1 protein-coding gene is annotated in these 1,463 nt (G+C 74.4%); it reads right to left on the reverse strand.

Annotated features, from left to right (window positions below; translation table 11 throughout):
* Positions 1-272: 272 nt before the first annotated feature.
* The coding region (locus ABZ885_RS41080) for an ornithine decarboxylase (protein WP_360200307.1) at positions 273-1,463 on the reverse strand (1,191 nt) is incomplete at its 5' end.

The raw sequence follows: 1,463 nt of genomic DNA on the forward strand, positions 1-1,463 counted from the left end.
GCCGTAGCAGGGCCAGCAGCCGCACGCCCTCGTCGTCGCCGGTGCCGCCGAGCGCGACGACGCCGTCCAGTTGCCGCAGCAACGCCTCGATGGCCCGGTGCTCGGCGAACAGCCGGCTCGGGAAGCCTTCGGCACCGTTCATCGTGGTCTCCGTCCCACTGGATGCGGGGAGGTGGTCGAACGCAGGCGTCTGCCCGGTCCTCGGCGTGTCAACCCTCCGACGGGGCAACCGTCCGCCCGCCAGACCGTCCGACGGCCGAACCTCCCGCGGCTCAGGCGGCCGTCACGCGCAGGGTCTCCAGCGAGCCGTCGGCGGCGTCCGGGACGACCATCCCGGCGGCGACGCCCGAGCGCAGGTACTCGACGACCGGGCGGTCGAGCCGCTCGCCGGGCAGCGCGACCGGAATGCCCGGCGGGTACGGGGTGAGGATCTCGGCGGCGATCCGCCCGGCCGCCCGCGCCACGGGCACCGGCTCGGTCGCGGCGAAGAAGGCCTCGCGCGGCGTCAGCACCTGTTCCAGCCGCAGCTCCGCAGGGTCGGGGACGTCGATCACGGCCGCGGGCCGGAGCTCACGGATGTGGTCGACGAGGTCCCGGAGCCCCGTGACGAGGGCGCCCAGCGTGGCGCGGTCGTCGGCATGGCTCAGCTGCGCGATGATCCGGCGGTGGTCGGCCAGGTGGAGGTCCATCCGGTGGTGGGCGAGGAGCCAGTCGGCCGCCTGGTAGCCGTCGGTGCCCAGCGCGGCGAGGTCGATCACCAGCTGGAGCGGGTCGAAGTCCGCCGCGCGGTGCAGCGTGCAGAACTCGGACCCGCCGTAGACCCGCAGCCCGGGGATCAGGTCGATCCGCTGCCGGGTGGTGGCGGCCATCCGCAGGGCGTGGTCGTACAGTTCGCGGCCGTGCTCGACCATCTGGCGCCGCCAGCCGTCCAGGGCGGCGTACACCAGCACCGACGGGCTGGTGGTGCCGAGCAGGTCGGCCCGCGCCTTCAGCTTCGCCGGATCGACGAGATCGCCCTGCAGGTGGTACACCGAGCTCTGCTCCAGCCCGGCGCCCATCTTGTGCACCGAGGTCACGCACAGGTCGGCGCCGACGTCCATCGCCCAGGCCGGCAGCCGCGGATGGAACGGCAGGTGGGCACCCCAGGCCTCGTCCACGATCAGCGGCAGCCCGCGCTCGTGGCAGGCCTGGACGGTCCCGGCGAGGTCCGCGCAGCCGCCGTACGGGGTCGGGCTGGTGATGAGGGCACCGGCCGCCTCCGGATGCCCGGCGAGGGCCTTGGCGAAGGCGTGCGCCGACGGCGGGTGGGCGAAGTGCAGGTGGGGGTCCCACTCCGGGTCGACCCAGACGGGGCGGACGCCGGAGAGGATGAGCCCCGAGGCGACCGACTTGTGCACGTCACGGCCGATCAGCAGGCTCTCCCCGGGCCCGGCCACGGCGAGCATGGCGGCCTTGACGGAGAG

The organism is Kitasatospora sp. NPDC047058, assembly GCF_040643935.1.
Classification (GTDB): Bacteria; Actinomycetota; Actinomycetes; order Streptomycetales; family Streptomycetaceae; genus Kitasatospora.